This is a genomic window from Mesorhizobium sp. M0184, assembly GCF_040322215.1.
Taxonomy (GTDB): Bacteria; Pseudomonadota; Alphaproteobacteria; order Rhizobiales; family Rhizobiaceae; genus Mesorhizobium.
In genome coordinates this window covers 1-20,631 of sequence record NZ_JAMYSZ010000041.1, presented here as the reverse complement: position 1 = coordinate 20,631, position 20,631 = coordinate 1, and the positions used below count along the sequence as shown (strand labels likewise).

Below are 20,631 nucleotides of genomic sequence, written 5' to 3'. Positions count from 1 at the left end.
ACCGGCGATAGTACGTTTCGGGAAGGCAGCGCAGTCAACGGAGAAGTCGAATGCAGTCCTTAGCCGCAGATTCCGCCCCCCGCCCAGGCCCGCTCAGGATTGTCCCGTTCGATGGAACCGTGACCGTCCGGTTCTCCGATGCCATTATTGCGTCGAGCGAGCGGGCAAAGCTGCTCTATGAAGACGGCCATGATCCTGTTTTCTACATACCCTTCGAGGACATCTATTTCGACCTCTTGGAGAAGACGAACACGACGAGCCACAGCCCGCTGAAGGGCACGGCAAGCTATTGGCGGGTTCATGCGGTCGGTTCGTCGGCAGAAGACTTCATGTGGGCCTACGAGACGCCCGACACCCCGGCATTGGCGATCGCCCGCCACGGTGCGTTCGATCCCGGCAGGGCGCGGATCGACGCCGATCCCGCGGAAGACAAGCGGCACACGCCGCACGTCACCGAGTAGACCTACATCGGCGACAGCCGCCAGCTGTCCGTCAACTCGCGAACTCTTCCCTGAGAATGCGCAGGCCGTCTTCGTATTTCGCTGTCGAGGCACCGATCTGCCGTGCCTGCCATAGATTGTCGGCGAGATCGGCGCGCTTGACCGGCAATGCCAGCGGGTTGGCCGCAGCCCTGCGAACGAACGCGGGATCGCCCTCGTTCGGCCGCCGCGTCATGGCAGCGACGGCCGATACGATGGATGGCCCGAACCCGGCCCGCCTCAAGCCGGTCGCGGTTCCAGCCGTCGCCTTTTTCGATGACGTCGTGAAGATAGGCGATGGCTTTCTGGTCGAGCGTTTCGACGGCATCGACGACCCGGCGGCAATGTTCGATATAAGGCCGCCCTGTCTTGTCCGTCTGCCCGGCATGAGCCTGTTCGGCGATTTTCGCTGCGCGATAAAGCACGCTCATTGGGTCGACCCCGTAACGAACAGCGCATGTCCTGGCTAACGCGCCATCGTCAGCGCGAGTTCCGATGCACCGCGGGAACCCTGCTGCCTCACTTGCGAGCTGAATGCCGCGGCGGCGGGCCCGACACGTCAGGAGACGCGTTCAAAACTGTCGAGGCTGGTTCCAAAGGCGCGCCAGGCGGGGAGTTTCCTGGCTCGGGCCGGGGCACCTTCCTTTTCCGCCGACAAAGCAGCATCCGCAACGGTGTGCCACAGCATCTCCAGCTTCCCGTTCCTGCGGATGCCGGTATAGCTCACCGCCGCGGCTCCGACCCGCCCTTCGGCCGCGCAGGTGAATCCGATGACGTCTCCATGGCAGGCTCCGAACAGCGGCACGGTCATGCCGAAGAAGGCGCTGTCCTCTAGCGCCGTCCTGAAGGTTCCGCTGATCCGTCCGCCCTCTTCGGTGGTCAGTTCGACCACCGACCCGTACTGATTCCGCCAGGTGCCCAGCCAACTCATCGCTGCTCCTCCTGATTGCTACCAAAGGGATTGCGTTGCCACACGGCCGCCAAGCCGCGGCCGGTGTAGCGGCCTTCAATCAGCCGCGATGCCAGCCATCGACATCTGAACGAAGCGCAGCGGCGCTTCCAGCGTCCAGGTGATGCCGTGCCTGGCGAATTCCAGGCGGCCGGTGCCGCTGAGCGCCTGCGGCGTGACGCGTTTGAGCACAACCGTTCCGAAACCGCGTCGCGTGTTTTCATCCACCAATGGCCCGTCCAGTTCCCGCCAGACAAGGCGGAAGCCGTCGCTGCCATCGGCGGCTGGCGTCACGGTCCATTCGACTTCGACCCGTCCGTCATGGTGCGACAGCGCTCCGTGTTTTACCGAATTGGTGGCCAGCTCGTGAAAGGCAATGCCGAGATATTGCACCGCGTTCGGCTGCAGCATGATCGTCGGCCCGCTCATCGACAGACGGGCCTGTGTCGCGAAGGCCTTGGTCTGTGCATGGATCAATTCGCCGATGGTCGCGCCACGCCATTCCGCATCGACCAGGAGGTCGTGCGATTCCGAAAGGGCCATGATGCGTTCCCGGACCCGTGAAAGGAAGGCCTCTGGCGTACCCGCCAGCTTGCTGGTCTCGCGGATCATCGAGACGATCACCGAATACTGGTTTTTAACGCGATGGTTGACTTCGCGCATGAGTGTGCGGATGCGCCGTTCGCTTTCCTTGTGGGGGCTGATGTCGCGCGCGATCTTGGAGGCGCCGATGATACGCCCGATGCCGTCGCGTATCGGCGAGATGGTGAGCGAAACCGGAACCAGGGTGCCGTCCTTGCGCTGCCGGATAGTCTCGTATGAGGGAATCCGTTCGCCGGCGCGAATGCGGCTGATGATCATGGCTTCCTCATCCAGATGGTCGGGCGGGATGAGGATCGTCACCGGGCGCCCGATCGCCTCGGCGGGCGTATAGCCGAACAGGCGTTGTGCCGCGTCGTTCCAGCTGGTGATAATGCCGTTCAGGTCTTTGGACACGATGGCGTCCATCGAGGATTCGACGATGGCGGCGAGCCTTATGCCGGCGTCGTCGGCCAGCGTCTGCACGCGCAGGTCGAGCAGGGTGTTGATGGCGCCGACAACCTCGCCGGCTTCATTGCGAAGCAGGACCGGATGCGCACTGAACGGGATGAGTTGGCCGTCCGGCCGCTCGGCGATGGCTCGGCCCCCACGAACGTCCCGCTCCTCGAGCAACGCAACGGCCATTGGACACTCGTCATGCGCCATCGGCCGCCCGTCGAGGTGGCGAAGCTTCCATGACCCGCACCAGCGATCCTGGCCGATAACCGGACGATATCCCCAGAGATCGGCAGCGGGTTCGTTGAAGAAGGTGATGTAGCCTTGTTTGTCGGTGGTGTAGACGGCCACAGGCAACGCCTGCATCAGATCGGCGGAGGAAACTTGCGGGATCCCGCCAGTCCTTAGTTCAACGACGTCCACCAGTCCCCCGCTCCGCTTGGCTTGCCGACGGATTGCTACGTCATCTAAATGCGCGCGAGCGTTTTCGGTTCCGTTCGATCCGCTTTCGGACATTCAGGCTGATTTGCGTTTTGGGGCCGTTCTCGGCTTTTTGCTGGGAGCCTTGCCGCCTTCCTGCGCCAGGCTTTTGCGCAGAACATCGGCGAGATTGATGACGTTCGTCTTGGGCTCAGGTGCCGGCTTGGGCGGTTTCTTGCCCTTGCGCTTGGCCTCGATCATTGCAACCAGCGCCTTTTCATAAGTATCGTCGAACTTCGACGGGTCGAATTTGGCGGGCTTCTTGTCGATCAGCAATTGCGCGATTTCCAGCATCTCGGGATCGACCTTGCGAGCCTTCAGCCCTTCGAACACCGCGTCCGCCGCGACCACTTCATTGTGGTTGCGTAATTCCGTCATTACCATGCCCTTGCCCAGCGGCTGGATCAGCACCTCTCGGCCTCGCTGGTACAGCACGACGCAGGAGCGGGCTCCCACTTTCTTCCTGGCCATGGCGTCCCGGATCACCGCGAAAGCCTCCGTGGAGGGCGCGTCGGCCGGAACGAGATAGTAGGGTTTTTCGAGGTAGCGTGCGTCGATTTCGGCGGCAGGCACGAACTCGCCGATCTCGAGCGTATGCTGCGATACCATCTTCAGTTTCTTGATTTCGTCCGGCTCTATATGGATGAACTCACCCTTTTCGACCTCATAGCCTTTTACCTGCTCGGCCGCCTCGACCGTGTCGCCAGTCTCCTCGTCTAGATAGGCGCTCTTGACCGGGAGACCGTCCTCGCGGTTCAGGATCCTGAAATGCACTTTCTCGGCCTCGCTGACGGCACCCATGATCTTGACGCCACAGGAAACCGATCCGACTTTCATAAAGCCCTTCCAGGCAGCTCGCGGCGTCGCCATGTCGATCACTCATTTGTCGAACGGACGGAACGGCTGCGCGCGGAAATCGTTCCGCCATGGCAGGCTGTTCCATATGCCGGCCCGGACGTTTGTTTCATTTTCGTCAGGGGAATAGCGGAATGGCCCAACGCAGCGCAGGATTGCTCATCTTTCGCCGAAGGGAAGGACATCTCCAGGTCTTGCTGGTGCATCCGGGCGGACCATTCTGGGCGAAGAAGGACGACGGCGCATGGTCGATCCCGAAGGGCTTGGTCGACGAGAACGAGGACGAGCTGGCGGCGGCAAAACGCGAGGCCGAAGAGGAACTCGGTCTTGCCATCGACGGGGATTTCGAAAGCCTTGGCAGCTACAGGCAGCCGGGCGGCAAGCTCGTCATCGCATGGTGCGTCGAGACGGATTTCGACAGCGACGCCATCAGCAGCAACACCTTCGTCATGGAATGGCCGCCAAGGTCCGGCTCGATGAAGGAATTTGCCGAAGTCGACAAAGCGGGCTGGTTCTCCCTGCCTGAAGCCAACCTCAAGATCCTGAAAGGCCAGCGCGCCATGTTGGCGGACTTTGCCGGCCGGCATGGCGACGGATGAATTTGTTTCAGCCCAGTTCTTAGGGCAGTGCTCGGGCTTCCTCACCGCTCTGCTTTAAGCGCGTTGCGGCCGCAGCGTGCGCAACGTGATCGAATAGCGGTGCTCCGCAACCGGCGGAATGCTGTGCTCCCATTCGTTGCGCGCAGCACCCGTCATCAGATAGGCCGATCTTGGCTCGACGGTGACCGTCTTGCGGTCCCATCGCGTGCCGCTTTTCCGCCGCAGGCGAAAGCTGCAGGCGGCCAGCAGGGAAACCCCGGCGACGGCCTCGAAATGAGGCTTGTCGCGGTGCCAGCCGATACCGGCGCCCGGCCGGTACTCGTTGATCAGCACCTGCACGAAGGTCTCGGCGGGCAGGCGGGCGAAGGCTGCAACCTTTTCCCTGAGCGGCAGCAGAAAGCCGGGTATCGGCGGTGCCTCGACGACTTCGCGCCGGTCGTAATCATAACGCAGCCCGAAGCCGACCACCCGCCGGTTTGCCAGATGGCCGTGAAAGTCGAAGGCCTGAAAAGGCAGGCTTGCGAGCTGGCTCGCCAACGCTGCTTGTTCGTCCGGCGTGATCAGTTCGGGCCGGTAGCGGAATCCTTCCGGCAGGTCGTCGGCGGCGGCAAAGAGATCGCCCTGGCGGGCTGCAGCCGATGTCTTGGGCGATGGCATCAACCGTATTTGGTGAAGCCGGCCCGTAGCGGCAAGGCTGCTTCGGCAGCAAGGAACCTCGCTCTCCGTGCAGGGTTATTCACATGACGATATGGAATGGAGCACTGCCGAGCATTGGACCTGTTGAGAATGCCTTCAACTGCGATCAGAAGCATCGATTACCAGCCGGCGACGAGGGTACTCTCCGTATGGTTCGTCCCGAGCGGAAACCGCTATGATTACGAGGACGTGCCGCCGCAGGTCCACGCCGCGTTCCGCAAATCCTCATCAAAAGGCCGGTTCTTCAACGAGCACATTCGCGACCGGTATAGATACCACCTGATCCAGCAGAGCCACTCCAGCTGAACTTTCAGACGCTTCTCATTCATCAACTCGGCTGTCCGCCAATCCTGGCCGCACGGCGCAATGAGCGGACTTCGCAGTTGGCGAGTGACCTGATATTGATCATCGTCCCACCCAAAACATCGAAAGCTTGGAATGTCCGCCGAAGCCGAAAAAACCGAGCGAAGGCGAGACCTGGCCGAAACCCGGCAAGCTCGGAGCACTGATCGCTCAATCGCTGACCGAAAATGCCAAAGCCCGGTTCGAGGTGGATTCTGCCCGGCAAAGGAACGCGGGTGACCATCGTGTTCAACAGATCGGCCGCCCTCGCGACGTAGCCGGTCGAGCAAGCGCCGCCATTCGAGGCCATCCGCCTCAGCCGGGCCCCTCCATCACCTTGCGCGTGTGGCGGGCGATCACACCTTCTTCGTCGGTCGCCACGACGCGGACTTCCACCTTGCTCTCCGCCTGGCTCATCAGCGCGGCATGAGAGCTGTTGGCGGCCTCGTCGATCGCCACGCCGAGCCAGTCAAGCCTGTCGCAAATCGCTTTACGGGCCGTGGCCGAGTGCTCGCCGATGCCGGCGGTGAACACCAGGCATTCGAGGCCACCCAGCGTGTTGGCGAGGGCGGCAACTTCCCTGGCGGCGCGGAAGGCGAAAAGCTCCACCGCTTCGCGAGCCCGGCGGTCGTCGCTGGCCTCCAGCGTGCGCATGTCGCCGGAAATACCAGACACGCCGAGCAGCCCGGATTCCTCATAGAGCATGTCTTGCAGCGCCTCTCCCGAAAGGCCTCTTTCCAGCAGGAGGTACAAAAGCACGCCCGGATCGATGGCGCCGCAGCGCGTGCCCATGACCAGGCCGTCAAGCGCCGAAAACCCCATCGTCGTATCGACGCTGCGCCCGTCGCGCATGGCGCACAGGCTCGCCCCATTGCCGAGATGGGCGACGATGGTTCTTTTTGCCGCCAGATCGGGCGATATCTGCTCGAGTCGGCCCGCGACATATTCGTAGGAAAGCCCGTGAAAGCCGTAGCGGTGGATGCCGTCTGCCTCATAGTGGCGCGGCAGCGCGAAACGGCTGACCAGAGGCTCGATGGTCCGATGGAAGGCGGTGTCAAAGCATCCGACCTGCGGCAGGTCGGGCCGCAACGCGGCAAGCGCCCGGATCGGCGCGAGGCTGCGCGGCTGGTGCAGTGGCGCAAGCGGCGTCAGCCTGTCGAGGGCCTCGACAATTGTCGGCGTCAGGCGGACAGGTTCGACGAAGTCGCGCCCGCCATGGACGATGCGATGGCCGGCGGCGATGAGTTTCCTTCCGCCAAGTTCGTTCTCGATCCATTGCAGCGTCTGGCCGATGGCTAAATCGGGCGATGCGTCTGCTGCAAGTGGCCGATCGCACTGCACCGCCCCATCGGCGGCCTTTGCGGTCAGCCTTGGCGCATCGCCCAAATCCAGCGAACCGCGCGAGGCAAGATCCAGCTCAGCGGACACTCCAAGATCGTAAAGCCCGAACTTGATGCTCGACGAGCCGGCATTCAGCGCGAGGATCGAGCGCATCAATCGCCGGCCCTCGTTGCCGTGTCTTGCGGCCAGCTCCATTTCTGGATCTCGGGCATGTCCTCGCCATGTTCGCGGACATAGGCCGTATGCTCAGCCAATTTCCCGTGCAACGCCGCGGCAAGATCCTTCGCCCGCTCGGCCAGCCCCGGCACGCGCGCGATCGCGGCGAGCGCCAGATGATAGCGGTCGAGCTGGTTGAGCACCACCATATCGAACGGCGTCGTCGTCGTGCCTTCCTCGCGAAAGCCGTGCACATGCATGTTGTCGTGGTTGGCGCGCCGGTAGGTCAGACGGTGAATGAGATAGGGATAGCCGTGATAGGCGAAGATGACCGGCTTGGCCTTGGTGAACAGCGCGTCGAACCTGTCATCGGCAAAGCCATGCGGATGCTCGGAATTCGACTGCAAAATCATCAGGTCGACGACATTGACGACGCGGATATTCAGGTCCGGAATGCCCGAGCGCAGGATATCGGCTGCAGCCAGCGTCTCAAGCGTCGGCACGTCGCCGGCGCAGGCCAGGACCACATCCGGATCTTCGCCCTTGGCAACCGTCCCGGCCCATTCCCAAATGCCGGCGCCGGCCTGGCAGTGCGCTTCCGCGTCCTCGGCGGACAGCCATTGCGGCGCCGGCTGCTTGCCGGCGACGATGACGTTGATGCGGTTGTAGGTTTTCAGGCAATGGTCGGTGATCCACAGCAGCGTGTTGGCGTCGGGCGGGAAATAGAGCCTTACCGTGTCGGCCTTCTTGTTGGCGACGAAATCGGCAAAGCCCGGGTCCTGATGGCTGAAGCCGTTGTGGTCCTGCCGCCAGACATGCGAGGTCAGCAGGTAATTGAGTGAGGCGATCGGCTTGCGCCAGGCAAGCTCGCCGGAGGTCTTCAGCCATTTGGCGTGCTGGTTGACCATGGAATCGACGATGTGGACGAACGCCTCGTAGCACGAGAACAGGCCGTGGCGGCCGGTCAGCAGATAGCCCTCCAGCCAGCCTTGGCAAAGATGCTCGCTGAGCACTTCCATGACGCGGCCGTCACGGGAAAGATGGACGTCGTAAGGCTCGATCCGCTCCATCCAGATCCGATCCGTGACCTCGAACACGTCGTCGAGGCGGTTGGAGGACGTCTCGTCGGGTCCCATCAGCCGGAAATTCCTGGCCTCGGCGTTCAAGCGGATCACATCGCGAAGATAGCTCCCCACGGTCCGCGTCGCCTCCCCGACAGTGCCGCCCGGACGCGGTACGTCGAGCGCCAGGCGTTTCCAGTCGGGAAGCACGAGGTCTTGTTTCAGCAGGCCGCCATTGGCGTAGGGGATTGCGCCCATGCGTCTTGACCCTGTGGGTGCCAGCGCCGCGAGCTCCGCCAGGAGATGCCCGCCTTCGTCGAACAGCGTCTTCGGTTCGTAGCTGCGCATCCAGTCTTCGAGGATCTGCCGGTGCGCCGCGTCGCCACGTGCGTTCGACACCGGCACTTGATGCGAACGCCAGAAATCCTCCACCTTCTTGCCGTCGACCTCTTTCGGCCCGGTCCAGCCCTTTGGGCTGCGCAGCACGATCATCGGCCACAGCGGCCGCTCTCCCTTCCAGCCCGCGGCTCGTGCGGGCTCCTGGATGGAGTGGATCCGGTCGAGCACGGTATCGAGCGTGCGGGCCATCTCGCGATGCATCGCGGCAGGTTCATGACCTTCCACGAAAAAGGTTTCGTAGCCATAGCCGAGGAACAGGCTGCGCAATGCCTCGTCTTCCATGCGGCCGAGGATCGTCGGGCTGGCGATCTTGTAGCCGTTGAGATGCAGGATCGGCAGGACGGCACCGTCGGATGCAGGGTTCAGGAACTTGTTGGAATGCCAAGCCGCGGCGAGCGGGCCGGTCTCGGCTTCGCCGTCGCCGACGACGCAGGCAACCACAAGGTTCGGATTGTCGAAGGCGGCGCCGAAGGCATGGACCAGCGCATAGCCGAGCTCGCCGCCTTCGTGGATCGAGCCGGGCGTCTCCGGAGCCACGTGGCTCGGCACTCCGCCGGGAAACGAGAACTGCCGGAACAGCTTGCGCAGGCCGTCTTCGTCCCCGCCGACCTCGGGATAGATTTCGCTGTAGGTGCCCTCGAGCCAGGTGTTCGCGACCATTGCCGGGCCGCCGTGACCCGGACCGCAGATGAACAGGACATCGAGACCACGTTCACGGATAATCCGGTTTAAATGCACATAGATGAAATTGAGGCCGGGCGTCGTGCCCCAATGGCCGAGCAGCCGCGGCTTGATGTGCTCGGGCCGCAAGGGCTCGCGCAAGAGCGGATTGTCGAGCAGGTAGATCTGGCCAACCGAGATGTAGTTCGCGGCGCGCCAGTAGCGGTCCATCAGATCGACCTGGTCAACGCCGGTTGTTTGCGCAGTGGTGCGAGCCTCGTCGTTCATGGACATGCCTCCGGAATACCCTCGTCCGTCGTTATCTGGAGTGGCGCCGCGTCGGAGAAAGGATTTGCCTCGAAATAAGTTTGGGCGGCGTGGCTAGCGCCCGCTTGCCGATCCTGCAACCCGCCTCGCCACACAAAAGCGGGTCGGTCTTTTGGGGAACCTCGGGGCTTGCTAACGGTTAGGGAGATGCACCGCATTGCTTGAATCCAAAGGGACTGCCGAGGCCCTGAGATACGAGCCGGCCGAGGTGGCGTTGAGCAGCTTGGGCGATTGTATCGGAGGCCCATAGGAGGAGCAAAAAGATGCTCGATCTCTCCCATGCCCGCAACCAAATGGTCGACATCCACTTGAGCCGCCGTGGCATTCGCGACCGCAATGTCCTTCAGGCGATGCGCGAGGTCCCGCGCGAGGCTTTCGTCGATCCTGGCTTTGAAGAATTCGCCTATGAGGACGGGCCGCTGCCGATCGCCGAAGGTCAGACGATATCGCAGCCCTACATCGTTGCGTTCATGATCGAAATGGCCGAGGTCGGAGCCGGCGACCACGTCCTCGAGGTTGGCACCGGCTCGGGCTATGCGGCTGCCGTAATGAGCCGGATCGTCGAACGCGTCTACACGATCGAGCGCCACGCCGCGTTGGCTGAAACGGCAAGGCAACGGTTCAAAAAGCTTGGCTACGACAATATCGAAGTCCGCACCGGCGACGGCACCAAAGGCTGGCCCGAGGCGGCACCCTTCGATGCGATCCTGGTTGCGGCCGCCGGACCCGGCGCACCGCTCGCTCTGCAAGAACAGCTCGACGTCGCTGGCCGGCTTGTCATCCCGGTCGGCGATGAATTCGACTCGCAGCGCCTGCTCAAGGTCACCCGTACCGGCGCAGCAACTTACACCGAGGAGGATTTCGGCGGCGTGCGGTTTGTTCCGCTGATCGGCGAGCAAGGCTGGGGCGAGCCAGGCAGCGACAGCCAAATAGCGGCCGATCTTCCGCACCGGCATCAGCGCAGGAGCAGCCTGCCGCAGATGATAGCGGCCGCCGCCGAACCGCTTCCGGATTTCGACGATCCGGCCTTCGGTGCGCTGTTCGACCGGTTTGCCGACCGCCGCGTCGTCTTGCTCGGCGAAGCCAGTCACGGCACGTCGGAGTTCTACCGTGCGCGCGCCGCGATCACTCGCAGGCTGATCGAGAAGCATGGCTTCACCATCGTCGCGGTCGAGGCCGACTGGCCCGATGCCGCGGCGATCGACCGCTACGTCCGCCATCGACCGCCGCGGCCGGGCGCCGCGCCGCCCTTCCAGCGCTTTCCCACCTGGATGTGGCGCAACACCGACGTCGCGGCGTTCGTCGACTGGATGCGAGTGCGTAATGAGCGGATCAGCATATCCTCCCGGCGGGCCGGATTCTATGGTCTAGACATCTACAATATGGGCGGATCGATTGCGGCGGTCCTGCAATATCTCGACCGGGTCGATCCGCAGGCGGCGAGGATCGCGCGCGAACGCTATGGGTGCCTGACGCCGTGGCAGAATGACCCGGCCACCTATGGCCGCGTCGCACTCACCTCCGGTTACCAGAAATGCGAGAAGGCCGTGCTCGAGCAATGCCGGGAACTGCTTTCCAGAGAGCTCGACTACGCGCAGCAGGACGGCATCGATTTCCTCGACGCGAGCCAGAATGCCCGTCTGGTCGCCTCCGCCGAGCGCTATTACCGCACCATGTATTACGGCGGCGCGCAATCCTGGAACCTGCGCGACACCCATATGTTCGAAACGCTGGAGCACCTGCTGCAGGCCCGCGGCCCGAACGCCAAGGCGGTGGTGTGGGCACATAATTCCCACATCGGCGATGCCCGCTACACCGAGATGGGGATCGTCAGGGACGAAGTGAACATCGGCCAGCTCTGCCGCCAGCGTTTTGGCGACGAGGTTGCCTTGATCGGGCTCAGTACGCATTCCGGGACGGTGGCCGCCGCCACCGACTGGGACGGCGACATGGAAGTGAAACCGGTTCGGCCTTCCCACAACGACAGCTATGAGCGGCTTTGCCACGACAGCGGCGTCTCGCCTTTCCTGCTCGATTTCGAGCGCGACGACACGCTGCGCGAACGGCTTCTGGAGCGCCGGCTGGAGCGCTTTATCGGCGTCATCTACCGGCCCGAGACCGAGCTGCGCAGCCACTATGCGGACGCCTCGCTCGCCCGCCAGTTCGATGCTTTCGTCTGGTTCGATGAAACCAGTGCCGTGACGCCGCTTGGGCCGGAACATGCGGGGACAGGCCTTCCCGAGACCTATCCTTTCGGGCTGTAGCGAATCTGGACCCTGGGAAAGCGGAAAATCAAAAGAAGGAGGTCACCGATGGCCGGAAAAAAGACTCATGAGCAGCAATTGCGCATTATCGAAGAGCGCGAGAACACGAAAAACGCCGGCAAGGATTTCGACGCCGAAGCGGATTTGAAAAAGACCAGGCAAGAGCGCGAGGCGTTCCGGCGCGGTGCCGAGCTCAGATCGGACCCGAAGGACATTGCCGATCCCGACGACCGCAACATCATCCGCGGCGAGCACCAGGAAAGCGCCCACAACAAGCATCGCGCCGACCGCTGAAACGGCAGGATCGCTTGACGTTAAGATAGTACGCCGGTTCCGTTCCCTGATCTGACGGATGCAGCGTTCGTGGCGGCAAGTTGGCGGACGAGGGCCGTCTTGATCCCTGGCGCTATTCAGCAAAAAATGTCGCGGCGACAGCAATTGAGACGAGGCTCAGCATCGCCAGGCCTGCCCTGGCGACATGCGAAGCCTCCCAGACGTTGCGCAAGTCTCTCCAGTCGCCGGTCTGCTTTCGAAAGAACATTGAAAAAAACGTCGCGGCTGATTGCGGCATGGCAACGTCTTGCACCCAGAAATTATTGACGGGATGCGTGATCAACCAATAGGTCGCATGTTCCGCCAGCAGGAAGGCAAGCGCCGCCAAGGTCCACCAGAATCGAGCGCTTGGATAAGGCGTCAGGTAGAGCAGGATGGCGAGGGCAATGATGCCGCCGATCTCGGCAAAGCCGCCGATCGTGAAGCCGGGATAATAGATCGCCTGCACTGATTTGTAGGTGGCCTCCTTGAGGCGCAACTTGCCGGGCAATTCCAGTGCGTGCGCGAGCGAGAGCGCCATCGAGACGGCGACCAGAAGAAGGGTGGCGATCATCAATGCGCGCATGCTCCTGCTCCCGACCATGTCAAGGTGCGCGCGTAGATGGGGTGGTTGGTGATCCGGAAAAGGCAACGACACCCGACTTCGCCGGCAAGTCCGGTTCGGTCATTCCCCGATCTGGCTGGTCGACCGTTCGTGGACTGTGGCGCCGGTCTGTGAGTCGACCGCAGCCATGCTGACCTCGTAGCCCCAGAGCTTGCGGATATGGCGCAGCGTGGCGTCGCGGCTGCCGCCTTCCAGCACTATGCCGTCCTTGACCTTATGCTGCAGGCGCAGATGCCGATCGCCGAGCAGGTCAACGTCCACCACCTGGATGTCCGGCCGGCTGGCGCCGATGTCGTAGCTGTGGGCGAGTGCGGCGCGGATGCTCTCGTAGCCGCGCTCATTGTGTATCGAGGCGACTTCGTAGTGCGGATCGTTGGCCGCATCGGCAAGCACAAAGAACCGCCATTTCCGGATCAGGGTAGGGCTCAGATACTGGCGGATGAAGGACTCGTCGCGATGGTTGGCCCAGGCGTCCAGCAGGGTCTGGCGCCAGTCGCCATTGCCGGCGATATCGGGAAACCAGTCGCGGTCCTCGGCGGTCGGCGCGGTCGAGATGCGCTGGATGTCCTGCATCATGTCGAGGCCCAGCGCGTAAGGGTTGATGCCGGAAAAGCGCGGATCGTCGAAGCCCGGCTGGAAGATCACGTTCGAATGGTTGCGCAGCACTTCCAGCATGGCGCCTTCGCCGATCAGGCCGCGGTCGAACAAAAGGTTCATCAGCGTGTAATGCACGAAGGTGGCGCAGCCCTCGTTCATCACCTGCGTTTGGCGCTGCGGATAGAAATACTGCGCGATGACGCGGACAATCCGGATGACCTCACGCTGCCAGGGTTCCAGGATCAGGCTGTTCTTTTCCAGGAAATAAAGCAGGTTTTCCTCGGGCAGCTTGAGCGATTTCTTGCGCTCCGCCATTGTATCCGTCTCGCGGGGCTTGGTGCCTTCCTTCGAAGGCGGCAGCGTGCGCCATAGGTCATTGTAGGAACGCTCCTCGTATTCCAGGCGCTCGCGAACGCCCTCGCGCTGCTTTTCCGACGACAGTTTCGGCGGCCGGTGATATCTGAACACGCCCTGTTCCATCAGCGCATGTGCGGCGTCGAGGATCTCTTCCACCGCATCGACGCCATGCCGCTCCTCGCAGCGGGCAATGTAACCCTTGGCGAAGTCCAGATAACTGAGGATGGCGCTGGCATCCGTCCACTGCTGGAACAGATAATTATTTTTGAAGAAATGGTTATGGCCGAGTGCCGCGTGCGCCGTCACCAGGGCCTGCAGGGCCATGGTGTTTTCTTCCATCAGATAGACGATGCAGGGATTGGAATTGATGACGAGCTCATAGGCGAGCCCCCGTCCGCCTTTGCGATAGAGCAATTCCTGGTAGAGGTAGTGCTTGCCGAACGACCAGTGCCGGTACATCAGCGGCATGCCGACAGAGGAATAGGCGTCGAGCATCTGTTCTGAGGAGATGATCTCCATCTGCACCGGATAGACGTCGAGGTGGAGCTCTTCGGTGGCGACCGCCTCGATGGTCTCGTAGGCACGCGACAGCGTCCTGAAATCCCAGTCGGAACCGGAAAACAGCAACCCGGATTTGCTCGCCATCAGCCCCCTCTTTCAGCGCTCTTTTGATAACCCGGCTGTCTGGCGAAGAGCTGGCGGAAAACCGGGTAGATGTCGGCCGCCGTGGCGATGCGGCTCATCTGGAAGTTCGACCACCTCAGCTTGACCGCACTGTAGGCACGCCAAAGCGACGTGCCGTTGTCGGTGGCGCCGAAGATGTGGCTCTCACGCTCGTCGAGGATCTCGACATAGGCAAAATACTGGCAAAGCCGCATGATCTGTTCGTCGAGCAAGGCGATGCAGCGCTCGGAATCGGTGACGAAATTGTCGCCGTCCGAGGCCTGGGCGACATAGATGTTCCATTCGCGGCTGGGATAGCGTTGCTCGACGATGCGGTGCATCTCCTCGAGCGCCGTGGAAACCACCGTGCCGCCGCTCTGAGTGTTGTAGAAGAAGGTTTCCTCGTCCACCTCCTGCGCCTCGTGCGTGTGGCGAATGAAGACGACCTCGGTGCGGTCATAGCGCCGTTTCAGGAACAGGTGCAGCAGCACGAAGAAGCGCTTGGCCAGATCTTTCTCGCGTTCGCCCATCGAACCGGACACGTCCATCAGGCAGAACATCACCGCATTGGCGTTCGGCACCGGCTGGGCGTCGAAGCGGTTGAAGCGGATATCGACCGGATCGACAAAGGCGATCCGCTTGCGGCGGCGCTCCAGCCGCTCAAGCTCTTCCTGCAGCGCCACGATGCGCTGCCGCATCTCGGCGTTTTGCGGCTTCGCCTCCAGCGTCGCGATCTCCTGCGCGACAGCGTCGACCGCCTCCTGCTTGGGACGCCTGAGCGCTATGCGGCGGCCATGGCTGTTGCGCATCGTGCGCCCGACATTGATGTTGGTCGGCGAGCCGGTCGCGGCGAAGCCGGCCCGGCGCGGCTTGAAGGCGAGGATCTCCTTGAGGTTGAGCTTGACCATATCAGGTAGTTCGAGGTCTTCGAAAAAGAGGTCGAGCACCTCCTCGCGCGACAGCACGAAACGGAAATCGTCCTCCGATTCGGTTCTCCCCGGGGCGGATCCCATGCCGCCGCCCTGGCCGGGTTTAGGCAGCCGGTCGCCCGGGGCAAAATGCTTGTTGCCGGGCAGGACGTGCTGGCGGCTGCCGCTGTTCCGGGCATCCTTGAAGCTCGGCTCGCCGGTGCCTCGCGCCGGCATCGAAACGGCATGCTCGGCGTCCACGTCGGCGATCTTGCCGGTGCGGATCTGATCGCGGATGGTGCGCTTCAACTCTTCGCGCGCCCGCCGCAGGAAACGCTGCCGGTTGCCGAGGCTTTTGTCCTTCGGGTTCAGTCGGCGATCGATGAAGATCGGCATATGTTACCCCGGGCTGGCTTCAACCCGCCTTGTTCACCCGCATGTACCAGTCCACCAGCCGGCGGACCTGGCGCTCGGTGTAACCGCGCTGGATCATCCGCTGCACGAATTCGGTATGCCGCTTCTCCGTCACGCTGTCCTGCTTGGAGCCGAAGCTGATCACCGGCAGCAGATCTTCGACCTGCCCGAACATCCGCTTCTCGATGACTTCGCGCAGCTTTTCGTAGCTTGTCCATGATGGGTTGCGGCCGTGGTTTCTGGCCCGCGCGCGCAGCGTGAACTTCACCACTTCGTTGCGGAAGTCCTTGGGATTGGCGATGCCGGCCGGCTTTTCGACCTGCGACAGTTCGTTGTCCAGAACCTCGCGATTGAGGATCTGGCCGGTATCGGTATCCTTGTAGTCCTGATCCTCGATCCAGGCATCGGCATAGGCGATGTAGCGGTCGAACAGGTTCTGGCCGTATTCGCTATAGGATTCCAGATAAGCCTTCTGGATCTCGTGGCCGATGAACTCGGCATAACGGGTCGCCAGCTCCGACTTTATGAAATCGAGATAGTCCGCCTCTGTTTCCTTCGGGAACTGCTCGCGCTTGATCGCCTCTTCCAGGATGTACATCAGATGCACCGGATCGGCGGCCACCTCTTCGGTGTCGTAGTTGAAGGTCTGCGACAGGATCTTGAAGGCGAAGCGGGTGCTGACGCCGGTCATGCCTTCATCGACACCGGCGGCGTTTCGGTACTCCTGGACCGACTTCGCCTTGGGATCGGTTTCCTTGAGGTTCTCGCCGTCATAGACGCGCATCTTGGTGTAGAGCGGCGAATTGTCGTGTTCGGCCAGGCGGGTCGAAACGGTGAACCGGCTGAGGATATCGAGCACTTCCGGAGCGCAGGGGCTGGAGGCCAATTCGCTTTCGCGCAACAGCTTCTCGTAGATCTGCCGCTCTTCGGTGACCCGCAGGCAATACGGCACCTTGACCACCAGGATACGGTCGAGGAACGCCTCGTTGTTCTTGTTGTTCTTGAACTGCAGCCATTCCGATTCGTTGGAATGGGCAACGATGATGCCCTGATAGGGGAAAGCGCCGAAATTCTCGGTGCCGTTGTAGCTGCCTTCCTGGGTCGCGGTCAGCAGCGGATGCAGCACCTTGATCGGCGCCTTGAACATCTCGACGAATTCGAGCAGTCCTTGCGTGGTCCGGTTCAGGCCGCCGCTATAGGAATAGGCATCCGGATCCGACTGGCTGAAGTTTTCCAGCTGCCTGATGTCGACCTTGCCGACCAGGGCCGAAACGTCCTGGTTGTTCTCATCGCCCGGCTCGGTCTTGGCGATGCCGATCTGGCGAAGCCTGGACGGCATCAGCTTGACGACGCTGAATTTGGAGATGTCGCCGGACAATTCGTCGAGGCGCTTGGCCGCCCAGGGCGAGATCAGGCCGTTCAGTCGCCGCCGGGCGATGCCGTATTTGTCCTCCAAAAGGTCGCCCATGCGGTCGGGGTCGAACAGCCCGAGCGGCGATTCGAACACCGGGCTGACCTGGCCGCCGACCTTCAGCGTATAGATCGGACGCTGCTCCATCAGCCTTTTCAGCTGCTCCGCAAGCGAGGACTTGCCGCCGCCGACCGGGCCGAGGAGATAGAGTATCTGCTTGCGTTCCTCGAGCCCTTGCGAGGCATAGCGGAAATAACCGGCGATACGCTCGATCGTATCCTCCATGCCGTAAAAGTCGGCGAAGGTCGGATAGATCTTGATCGTCCGGTTCGAAAAAATACGGCCAAGCCGCTCGTCCTTGCTGGTATCGACAAAGGTCGGCTCGCCAATCGCCTCGACCATCCGCTCGGGCGCCGAGGCGTACATCGACTTGTCCTCGCGGCAGGCAAGCAGATATTGCTGGAGGCTTATCTCCTCCTGCGCCGCATTCTTGTAAACCTCGGAAAACAGATCGAAGACGTCGGATTGATTCTCACGCATGGTATTCCTCGCCCCGGAGCCGGTGTGGCTGCACGTTTGTCTCTTGAACAACCAAATGTCGGAAAGCCCTTGTGGTTCCCTTCACTTCGCAGAGAGTGCCTGTGACCGAATGATAAGACTCTAGATAAGGGCATCCTGAGTGCAGACAAGGCGTGGAACGCCCCGCTCGAAGCATTAAATCCTGAATCGCGCCACGCCGTGCGGGCGACCTCCGATAAGACGGAGGAACGGTTCTGGTCCTTCCCGGTTGTGAAGGAAAGGAGACGGTTCGATGTTTGAGACTAGTTTGTGGTTGCTCGTTGTTGCAGGCGGTCCACTGCTGCTGGCAATCCTGATCGCCTACGCCCTGCTCACGCAGCGCCGTCGCGGCCCGGCGGAGCGCAGGGAAAGCGACCGCGCCACCGAGCGCCTGTACCAGGAAAAGAAGGACTGACCGACAGGATCGCAGCTCAGCTGCCGGCAACCGCCAGCCCGGCCACTTTTTCGGCGCGCAGCAGCATGCCGAACAGGTCACGCGGTTCATCGGGATCGGCCAGAAGGTCTAGTTCCTCGTAAAGGCCGGTCCGCTGAAGCTGATCGCGGACGTAGCGCAGCGCGGAAAAATCCTCGATCGCAAAGCCGACGGAATCAAACAGCGTGATCTGTCCGGCGTCCGTCCGGCCTGCTGCCTTTCCTGTCATCACCTGCCACAATTCGGTGATCGGATGGTCCGCATCGAGCTGCTGGCTCTCGCCTTCGATGCGCGTCTGCGGCGGATACTCGACGAAAATATTCGAGCGCAGCAGAATGTCGCGATGCAGCTCGGTCTTGCCCGGGCAGTCGCCGCCGACCGCGTTGATGTGCACGCCGGACCCGACCATGTTGTCGGTCAGGATTGTTGCCGACCGCTTGTCGGCGGTCACCGTGGTGATGATCTCTGCACCTTCGACGGCCTCCTGCGCCGACGCGCAGAGCTTGATGTCGAAACCCATGCCGGCAAGGTTCTTCATGCATTTGGTCGAGGCCGCCGGGTCGATATCGTAGAGGCGCAGCCTGTCGACGCCAAGCAGCGCCTTGAACGCAATCGCCTGGAATTCCGATTGCGCGCCATTGCCGATGATCGCCATGCACCGGGCGGCCTCGGGAGCGAGGTATTTCGCCGCGACGGCCGAGCTTGCGGCGGTTCTGAGCGCCGTCAGGATGGTCATTTCCGAAAGCAGCATCGGATAGCCGTTGCCGACATCGGCAAGCACGCCGAAAGCGGTCACGGTCTGGCGGCCGTCACGCGTGTTCTTCGGATGCCCGTTGACGTATTTGAAGCCGTAAAGCTGCCCGTCGCTGGTCGGCATCAGCTCGATGACGCCGTCAATGCTGTGCGAGGCGACGCGCGGCGTCTTGTCGAACAGCTCCCAACGCGTGAAATCCTCTTCGATATAGGCGGCAAGCTCGACCAGAAAGCGCTCGATGCCGATGGCAAGCACCAGCTTCATCATGCGGTCGACGCTGACGAAGGGAACGATGTTCAAATTGACCGTCATGGCTCAGAACCCCCTCGTTGGGCGATCCATGATCCGCCGGCCCATCAAGCTTGCGGTCAGGTCGACCAAAAGCGTGGCGGTGCGGCCGCGTTCGTCGAGAAAAGGGTTGAGCTCGACCAGATCGAGACTGGTGACGAGGCCGCTGTCATGCAGCATTTCCATCGCCAGATGCGCCTCGCGGAAGGTGGCGCCGCCTGGGACGGTGGTGCCGACCGCCGGGGCGATCGACGGGTCGAGAAAATCGACGTCGAGGCTGACGTGGAGCATGCCGTTGGCGGCGCTCACCCGTTCGAGAAAGGCGCGAAGCAGTTGCGCGATGCCGTGCTCGTCGATCGAACGCATGTCGTGGACCGTCACGCCGGCTCTGCGCAATGCATCCCTTTCCGCCAGGTCCACGCTGCGGATCCCCAGCGCGCATATGCGAGCCGGCTCCACCTGCGCTGCAAGGCGGGGGAAATAGCCCTCGAAGCCGGGCTGCCCGCTGGCATAAGCCAGCGGCACACCATGCAAATTGCCGCTGGTCGTCGTGTCGAGCGTATGAAAATCGGGGTGCGCATCGAGCCACAGCACGAAGAGCGGCCGGCCGGCATTCGCCGCCCGGCGGGCAATGCCGGCGAGCGTGCCGGCCGAAATGCTGTGGTCGCCGCCGAGAAAGATCGGCATCGCATCGGCGCTCGCGGCATAGGCGGTTTCGCTGATTGCCGCCGTCCAGGCGGCGATTTCCGGCAGCGCCTTCACCGCCGCATTGCCGTGTACGACAGGGCGCATATCGGCAGGGACAATCGTTCCGAGGTCGGTCAGCGTATGGCCAAGCTCGGTCAGCGCGCCGGCCAGGCCGGCCGTGCGCAGCGCACTCGGCCCCATCTCGCAGCCCATCCTACCCGAGCCGGCCTGGATCGGTGCCCCAACGATTGTGCAATGCATTTGTCATACCCCACCGAATTACGATGCCTTTATTGAAGCGGGCATCGCTGGCAGAATGAACATGTCAAATTGGCAAATTTGTCGAAGTGCCTTACCATTGTGGCATCATCTACTTCCGTTGTGAGCAATCATGGACCAGCTCGACGAGCAGATCATCACCTCTTTGCGGCACGACGCCCGGCGCAGCATTTCCGATCTTGCCGTCAGCCTGGGTGTCTCCCGGGCAACGGTAAGGTCCCGGATCGAGCGACTTGAAAGGGACGGCGTCATCGTCGGCTACACCGTCATTCTGCGCGCCGACGCGGTCGATCAGCGCGTGCGTGGCATCATGATGATCGAGATCGAAGGCCACGCCGCCGATCGCGTCATTCGGGCGCTGGGCGGCTTCTCCGAGGTCTCGACCATCCACACCACCAATGGCCGCTGGGATCTGGTGATAGAACTCGGAACCCAGACCCTGAGCGAGTTCGATGCGGTGCTGAGACGTATCCGCCTGATCCCCGGAATTACCGGCAGCGAAACAAGCCTGCTCCTGGCAACGCCACGCACCACCAAGGCTCGGCTGTGACTTCGAGGAACTGCGCTTGACCTGCAGCGGTAACGAAATCCGCCAAGGAACCTTCAATTGTCGCCGCGGTTAGAGTATCCGTGTTGGTCAAGGGAGAGATGGTGTCCAGGTCCGATTGTCCCTGAGTAGTGCGTTTGCGAGGATGATGAGCT

General features: G+C 62.2%; 19 protein-coding genes and 2 pseudogenes. 8 read left to right on the top strand and 13 right to left on the bottom strand.

Features of this window, described 5'->3' with window-relative positions; all coding sequences use genetic code 11:
* The first annotated feature begins 50 nt into the window (after window positions 1–50).
* Window positions 51–461 carry a DUF427 domain-containing protein gene (locus NKJ23_RS30615; protein ID WP_502898877.1) on the top strand — a complete coding sequence of 137 codons (411 nt, stop codon included), beginning with the start codon at window positions 51–53 and terminating at the stop codon, window positions 459–461.
* Between the two features lie 31 nt (window positions 462–492).
* Here the strand turns inward: NKJ23_RS30615 and NKJ23_RS30610 are convergent.
* The 4 genes and pseudogenes from NKJ23_RS30610 to ku form a co-directional block, all read right to left on the bottom strand.
* A pseudogene (locus NKJ23_RS30610) lies at window positions 493–910 on the bottom strand (HD domain-containing protein).
* A gap of 128 nt (window positions 911–1,038) precedes the next feature.
* Window positions 1,039–1,410 carry an avidin/streptavidin family protein gene (locus NKJ23_RS30605; protein WP_352684395.1) on the bottom strand — a complete coding sequence of 124 codons (372 nt, stop codon included), beginning with the start codon at window positions 1,408–1,410 and terminating at the stop codon, window positions 1,039–1,041.
* A 75-nt stretch (window positions 1,411–1,485) separates the two neighbouring features.
* Window positions 1,486–2,886: a PAS domain-containing HWE histidine kinase family protein gene (locus NKJ23_RS30600; RefSeq protein ID WP_352684393.1), complete on the bottom strand. Its 1,401-nt coding sequence runs from the start codon at window positions 2,884–2,886 to the stop codon at window positions 1,486–1,488.
* A 93-nt stretch (window positions 2,887–2,979) separates the two neighbouring features.
* Window positions 2,980–3,813 carry a non-homologous end joining protein Ku gene (gene ku, locus NKJ23_RS30595; RefSeq protein ID WP_352684391.1) on the bottom strand — a complete coding sequence of 278 codons (834 nt, stop codon included), beginning with the start codon at window positions 3,811–3,813 and terminating at the stop codon, window positions 2,980–2,982.
* A 119-nt stretch (window positions 3,814–3,932) separates the two neighbouring features.
* Between ku and NKJ23_RS30590 the strand changes: the two genes are divergently transcribed.
* A complete protein-coding gene (locus NKJ23_RS30590) occupies window positions 3,933–4,397 on the top strand; it encodes an NUDIX hydrolase (RefSeq protein WP_352684389.1) in 465 nt (154 codons plus the stop codon).
* 54 nt (window positions 4,398–4,451) lie between these two features.
* Here the strand turns inward: NKJ23_RS30590 and NKJ23_RS30585 are convergent, their stop codons facing one another.
* The gene (locus NKJ23_RS30585; RefSeq protein ID WP_352684387.1) at window positions 4,452–5,054 is read right to left on the bottom strand and encodes an alpha-ketoglutarate-dependent dioxygenase AlkB; all 603 of its coding nucleotides are present in this window, start codon (window positions 5,052–5,054) and stop codon (window positions 4,452–4,454) included.
* Between the two features lie 96 nt (window positions 5,055–5,150).
* Here NKJ23_RS30585 and NKJ23_RS30580 point away from each other — a divergent pair, with 96 nt between their 5' ends.
* Both NKJ23_RS30580 and NKJ23_RS30575 read left to right on the top strand, forming a co-directional pair.
* Window positions 5,151–5,399 carry a KTSC domain-containing protein gene (locus tag NKJ23_RS30580; RefSeq protein ID WP_352684385.1) on the top strand — a complete coding sequence of 83 codons (249 nt, stop codon included), beginning with the start codon at window positions 5,151–5,153 and terminating at the stop codon, window positions 5,397–5,399.
* 160 nt (window positions 5,400–5,559) lie between these two features.
* Window positions 5,560–5,713: pseudogene (locus NKJ23_RS30575) on the top strand (histidine kinase); the annotation flags it as partial.
* Between the two features lie 37 nt (window positions 5,714–5,750).
* Here the strand turns inward: NKJ23_RS30575 and NKJ23_RS30570 are convergent.
* Window positions 5,751–6,971, bottom strand: a complete 1,221-nt coding sequence (locus NKJ23_RS30570) for an acetate/propionate family kinase (protein WP_352684383.1) — start codon at window positions 6,969–6,971, stop codon at window positions 5,751–5,753.
* The gene (locus NKJ23_RS30565; RefSeq protein ID WP_352684381.1) at window positions 6,929–9,340 is read right to left on the bottom strand and encodes a phosphoketolase family protein; all 2,412 of its coding nucleotides are present in this window, start codon (window positions 9,338–9,340) and stop codon (window positions 6,929–6,931) included. The genes NKJ23_RS30570 and NKJ23_RS30565 overlap by 43 nt, the downstream gene beginning before the upstream one ends.
* A 302-nt stretch (window positions 9,341–9,642) precedes the next feature.
* Here NKJ23_RS30565 and NKJ23_RS30560 point away from each other — a divergent pair, with 302 nt between their 5' ends.
* Window positions 9,643–11,643, top strand: a complete 2,001-nt coding sequence (locus NKJ23_RS30560) for a protein-L-isoaspartate(D-aspartate) O-methyltransferase (RefSeq protein WP_352684379.1) — start codon at window positions 9,643–9,645, stop codon at window positions 11,641–11,643.
* A 48-nt stretch (window positions 11,644–11,691) separates the two neighbouring features.
* Window positions 11,692–11,937, top strand: coding sequence for a hypothetical protein (locus NKJ23_RS30555; RefSeq protein ID WP_023720508.1), 246 nt, complete (start codon window positions 11,692–11,694; stop codon window positions 11,935–11,937).
* Between the two features lie 112 nt (window positions 11,938–12,049).
* On the opposite strand, the gene NKJ23_RS30550 is transcribed toward NKJ23_RS30555, so the two are convergent.
* From NKJ23_RS30550 to NKJ23_RS30535, 4 genes are all read right to left on the bottom strand, one after another.
* Window positions 12,050–12,541: a DUF1772 domain-containing protein gene (locus tag NKJ23_RS30550; protein ID WP_352684377.1), complete on the bottom strand. Its 492-nt coding sequence runs from the start codon at window positions 12,539–12,541 to the stop codon at window positions 12,050–12,052.
* Window positions 12,542–12,640: 99 nt separating this feature from the next.
* Entirely contained in the window at window positions 12,641–14,179 is a 1,539-nt protein-coding gene (locus NKJ23_RS30545; RefSeq protein WP_352684375.1) for a SpoVR family protein, read from the bottom strand.
* Entirely contained in the window at window positions 14,179–15,501 is a 1,323-nt protein-coding gene (locus tag NKJ23_RS30540; RefSeq protein ID WP_352571846.1) for a YeaH/YhbH family protein, read from the bottom strand. The genes NKJ23_RS30545 and NKJ23_RS30540 overlap by 1 nt, the downstream gene beginning before the upstream one ends.
* Before the next feature lie 19 nt (window positions 15,502–15,520).
* The gene (locus NKJ23_RS30535) at window positions 15,521–17,470 is read right to left on the bottom strand and encodes a PrkA family serine protein kinase (protein ID WP_023677059.1); all 1,950 of its coding nucleotides are present in this window, start codon (window positions 17,468–17,470) and stop codon (window positions 15,521–15,523) included.
* Window positions 17,471–17,741: 271 nt separating this feature from the next.
* On the opposite strand from NKJ23_RS30535, the gene NKJ23_RS30530 reads away from it, so the two are divergent.
* Window positions 17,742–17,903 carry a hypothetical protein gene (locus NKJ23_RS30530; protein ID WP_023677058.1) on the top strand — a complete coding sequence of 54 codons (162 nt, stop codon included), beginning with the start codon at window positions 17,742–17,744 and terminating at the stop codon, window positions 17,901–17,903.
* A gap of 16 nt (window positions 17,904–17,919) precedes the next feature.
* Here NKJ23_RS30530 and ocd read toward each other — a convergent pair whose 3' ends face one another.
* Entirely contained in the window at window positions 17,920–18,987 is a 1,068-nt protein-coding gene (gene ocd / locus NKJ23_RS30525) for an ornithine cyclodeaminase (RefSeq protein WP_023677057.1), read from the bottom strand.
* A 3-nt stretch (window positions 18,988–18,990) separates the two neighbouring features.
* Window positions 18,991–19,911: an arginase gene (gene rocF / locus NKJ23_RS30520; protein ID WP_352588776.1), complete on the bottom strand. Its 921-nt coding sequence runs from the start codon at window positions 19,909–19,911 to the stop codon at window positions 18,991–18,993.
* A gap of 130 nt (window positions 19,912–20,041) precedes the next feature.
* Between rocF and NKJ23_RS30515 the strand changes: the two genes are divergently transcribed.
* Entirely contained in the window at window positions 20,042–20,479 is a 438-nt protein-coding gene (locus NKJ23_RS30515; protein WP_352588773.1) for an Lrp/AsnC family transcriptional regulator, read from the top strand.
* The last annotated feature ends 152 nt before the right edge of the window (window positions 20,480–20,631 follow it).

Excerpts from the sequence above, each read along its gene's own strand:
- NKJ23_RS30615 (WP_502898877.1), top strand. The coding sequence starts at position 51 with ATGCAGTCCTTAGCCGCAGATTCCGCCCCCCGCCCAGGCCCGCTCAGG.
- NKJ23_RS30605 (WP_352684395.1), bottom strand. The coding sequence starts at position 1,410 with ATGAGTTGGCTGGGCACCTGGCGGAATCAGTACGGGTCGGTGGTCGAA.
- ku (WP_352684391.1), bottom strand. The coding sequence starts at position 3,813 with ATGGCGACGCCGCGAGCTGCCTGGAAGGGCTTTATGAAAGTCGGATCG.
- NKJ23_RS30590 (WP_352684389.1), top strand. The coding sequence starts at position 3,933 with ATGGCCCAACGCAGCGCAGGATTGCTCATCTTTCGCCGAAGGGAAGGA.
- NKJ23_RS30585 (WP_352684387.1), bottom strand. The coding sequence starts at position 5,054 with ATGCCATCGCCCAAGACATCGGCTGCAGCCCGCCAGGGCGATCTCTTT.
- NKJ23_RS30580 (WP_352684385.1), top strand. The coding sequence starts at position 5,151 with ATGGAGCACTGCCGAGCATTGGACCTGTTGAGAATGCCTTCAACTGCG.
- NKJ23_RS30570 (WP_352684383.1), bottom strand. The coding sequence starts at position 6,971 with ATGGAGCTGGCCGCAAGACACGGCAACGAGGGCCGGCGATTGATGCGC.
- NKJ23_RS30565 (WP_352684381.1), bottom strand. The coding sequence starts at position 9,340 with ATGAACGACGAGGCTCGCACCACTGCGCAAACAACCGGCGTTGACCAG.
- NKJ23_RS30560 (WP_352684379.1), top strand. The coding sequence starts at position 9,643 with ATGCTCGATCTCTCCCATGCCCGCAACCAAATGGTCGACATCCACTTG.
- NKJ23_RS30555 (WP_023720508.1), top strand. The coding sequence starts at position 11,692 with ATGGCCGGAAAAAAGACTCATGAGCAGCAATTGCGCATTATCGAAGAG.
- NKJ23_RS30550 (WP_352684377.1), bottom strand. The coding sequence starts at position 12,541 with ATGCGCGCATTGATGATCGCCACCCTTCTTCTGGTCGCCGTCTCGATG.
- NKJ23_RS30545 (WP_352684375.1), bottom strand. The coding sequence starts at position 14,179 with ATGGCGAGCAAATCCGGGTTGCTGTTTTCCGGTTCCGACTGGGATTTC.
- NKJ23_RS30540 (WP_352571846.1), bottom strand. The coding sequence starts at position 15,501 with ATGCCGATCTTCATCGATCGCCGACTGAACCCGAAGGACAAAAGCCTC.
- NKJ23_RS30535 (WP_023677059.1), bottom strand. The coding sequence starts at position 17,470 with ATGCGTGAGAATCAATCCGACGTCTTCGATCTGTTTTCCGAGGTTTAC.
- NKJ23_RS30530 (WP_023677058.1), top strand. The coding sequence starts at position 17,742 with ATGTTTGAGACTAGTTTGTGGTTGCTCGTTGTTGCAGGCGGTCCACTG.
- ocd (WP_023677057.1), bottom strand. The coding sequence starts at position 18,987 with ATGACGGTCAATTTGAACATCGTTCCCTTCGTCAGCGTCGACCGCATG.
- rocF (WP_352588776.1), bottom strand. The coding sequence starts at position 19,911 with ATGCATTGCACAATCGTTGGGGCACCGATCCAGGCCGGCTCGGGTAGG.
- NKJ23_RS30515 (WP_352588773.1), top strand. The coding sequence starts at position 20,042 with ATGGACCAGCTCGACGAGCAGATCATCACCTCTTTGCGGCACGACGCC.